Source organism: Roseateles sp. P5_B10 (assembly GCF_056400485.1).
Window position 1 is genome coordinate 1 of the sequence record NZ_JBFULE010000628.1, and the last position, 3,124, is coordinate 3,124.

The following is a 3,124-nucleotide window of genomic DNA, read 5'->3' on the forward strand; positions in this document are numbered from 1 at the left end:
GAAAGCCTGCGACCGTGCTCTTGCCGCTGCCGATGCCGCCGGTCAGGCCGACCCTCATCAAGGGTTCATGTCCAGCCGAGCCAGCCCAGCACCGTCGGCTGGCCGGCAAACAGCACCACCAGGCCACCGCCGGCCAGGAAAGGGCCGAAGGGCACGTAGCGGCCCTCACGCAGGCCGGCATTCATCTTCATGATGATGCCGATGACGGCACCGATGGCTGAGGCGCCGAGGACGATGGGCAGCACCATCTGCCAGCCCAGCCAGGCGCCCAGCGCCGCGAGCAGCTTGAAGTCGCCATAGCCCATGCCCTCCTTCTTGGTGAGGAGCTTGAACACCCAGTACACCGACCACAGCGACAGGTAGCCGCTCAAGGCGCCGATCAGGGCCTTGTCCAGCGGAATCGTCCAGCCCATCAGGGCGGCGGCGAGCCCGGCCCAGAGCAGGGGCTGGTTGATCGCATCCGGCAGCAACGTGGTGTCCCAGTCGATCATCGCCAGCGCGATCAGAGCAGCGACGAAGCCGCACCAGAGCAGCGTGGTCGGCTGGGCGCCGAAGCGCCAGGATAGGGCGGCGAAGGCGGCGCCGGTGAGCGCTTCAATGATGGGATAGCGCTTGGAGATCGGCGCCTTGCACGTGGCGCATTTACCGCCCAGGCGAAGCCAGCCAATGACCGGCAGGTTTTCATGCCAGCGCAACTGATGGCCGCAATGCGGGCAGCGTGAACGCGGCGCGGCGATAGTGAATGGCGGCAGGGCTTCGATCTTGGTGCCGTAGACATCCACGGCCTTGGCCAGCTTTTCAGCCTCGGGCAAAGGCACGTCAGCGACGCGCGCCATGGCGGCCGCGTCAGTGAGCTGCGCGGCCGACTCATGCAGCCACTGGCGCTCCAACATCAGCGGCAGGCGGTAAATGACGACGTTGAGAAAACTGCCGATGCAAAGACCGAAGATGCCGAGGATCCAGGGTGACAGCAGCAGGCTGTAGTCCACCGCCATCAGACCACCTGGCCGAGCTTGAAGATCGGCAGGTACATCGACACGACGATGCCGCCAATCAGGCCGCCCAGGATGACGATGATGAAGGGCTCCATCAGGCTGGACAGCGCCTTGACCGCTTCATCCACCTCGTCCTCATAGAACTCCGCGGCCTTGGCCAGCATGTGGTCGAGGGAGCCGGATTCCTCGCCGATGGAAGACATCTGCAACACCATGGTCGGGAAGATGCCCGTCGTCTGCATCGACGTCGTCAGCGCGGCGCCGGTGGAAACGTCGCGTTGGATCTGTTCGGTCGCCTCAGCGAATACCGCATTCCCCGAGGCGCCGCCGACGGAATCGAGCGCCTCGACCAGCGGGACGCCTGCGGCAAACATCGTCGACAGGGTCCGCGTCCAACGCGCGACGGCGGACTTGTACATGAGGTCGCCGAAGACGGGGACCTTCAACAGCAGGCGATCCATGCGCTTTTGCATCGGCACGGAGCGCTTCCAGGTCTGCAGGAAGAAATAGATGCCACCGCCGATCGAACCGAAGATAGCCCACCAGTAGCTGACGAAGAACTTGGACAGCGCGATGATGAAAAGGGTGGGGGCGGGCAGGTCGGCGCCGAAAGACTTGAAGACATCCTCGAAGGCAGGCACCACAAAGATCATGATGACTGCAACGACGATGAAGGCGACMACCATCACCGCGACAGGGTAGGTCAGTGCCGACTTGATCTTGTTCTTGATGGCAACCGTCTTTTCCTGATAGACCGCCAGTCGGTCCAGCAGCGCCTCCAAGATACCGCCAGCTTCGCCCGCTTCGACGAGATTGCAGTACAGCGCGTCGAAATACATCGGGTGCTTGCGGAAGGCCGATGACAGGCTCGTGCCGGTCTCCACATCCTGTCGGATGTCGTTCAGTAGCCGTGTGAGGCGCGGGTTGGTCGCGCCGCGGGCGACGATGTCAAAGGACTGCAGCAACGGCACGCCGGCGCGCATCATCGTCGCGAGCTGGCGCGTGAAGATCGCGATGTCCTTCTGCTTGACCGCGCTGCCACCGCTGGAGCGGCGCTTCTTGACCTTGTTGACCAGGATGCCTTGGCGGCGCAAGGTGGCGCTGACCATGGCCTCACCGCCGGCCCGGAGTTCGCCTCTGACGATCTTGCCATTGCGATCCTTGCCCTCCCACTCGAAGACGAAGTCCTTGACGCCTTTTGCTGCGGCAGTGGCAGTAGCCATGCGCTCTCCTCGAGACTGATTATTCGTTGGTGGCGGACAGCACTTCTTCCAGTGTCGTGACGCCGCCGCGCGCCTTCACGAGGCCGGACTGGCGCAGATCGCGCACCCCTTCCTTCTTGGCCTGCTCGGCGATGTCCATCGCCGTTCCCTCAGCCAGGATGATGCGCTGGATCGCCTCCGTGACGGGCATCACTTGGTAAAGCCCGACGCGGCCGCGGTAACCATTTGTGCAGCTGCTGCAGCCGACGGCGCGATAGAGCTTCCAGCTGCCGTCGAAATCTTCCTCGACGAAGCCGGCCTTGATCAGTGCTTCGCGTGGGTAGTCGGCCGGTTGCTTGCAGTTCTCGCACAGCCGGCGCACGAGGCGCTGAGCGGTGATGAGCAGCACGCTGGACGCGATATTGAACGGCGCCACGCCCATGTTGAGCAGACGGGTCAACGTTTTGGGCGCGTCATTGGTGTGCAGCGTCGACATGACCATGTGGCCCGTCTGAGCGGCCTTGATCGCGATATCGGCGGTTTCCAGGTCACGGATTTCGCCGACCATGATGATGTCTGGATCCTGGCGCAGGAAGGACTTCAGGGCCGTCGAGAAGTTCAGGCCCGCCTTGTCGTTGACGTTGACCTGGTTGATACCGGGCAGGTTGATTTCTGCCGGGTCTTCCACTGTCGCGATGTTGACGCCAGGCTGGTTCAGGATGTTCAGACAGGTGTAGAGAGACACCGTCTTGCCGGAGCCCGTCGGGCCGGTCACAAGCACCATGCCGTAAGGGCGGTAGATGCAGGCGAGCAGGCGCTCCTTCTCGATCTTCTCGTAGCCCAGCGCTTCAATGCCCAGCTTCGCGGAGGACGAGTCCAGGATACGAATAACGATCTTTTCGCCGAACAGCGTGGGCAGGGTACTGA

At 63.0% G+C, this 3,124-nt stretch carries 3 protein-coding genes; all 3 read right to left on the reverse strand.

Annotated features, from left to right (window positions below):
* Positions 1–65 precede the first annotated feature (65 nt).
* The gene (locus AC1DU6_RS25035; protein ID WP_056203370.1) at positions 66–995 is read right to left on the reverse strand and encodes a prepilin peptidase; all 930 of its coding nucleotides are present in this window, start codon (positions 993–995) and stop codon (positions 66–68) included.
* The gene (locus AC1DU6_RS25040; RefSeq protein ID WP_457443077.1) at positions 995–2,218 is read right to left on the reverse strand and encodes a type II secretion system F family protein; all 1,224 of its coding nucleotides are present in this window, start codon (positions 2,216–2,218) and stop codon (positions 995–997) included. Before AC1DU6_RS25040 ends, AC1DU6_RS25035 begins: the two co-directional genes overlap by 1 nt.
* Before the next feature lie 19 nt (positions 2,219–2,237).
* A partial coding sequence (locus AC1DU6_RS25045; RefSeq protein WP_477860386.1) for an ATPase, T2SS/T4P/T4SS family occupies positions 2,238–3,124 on the reverse strand: 887 nt, incomplete at its 5' end.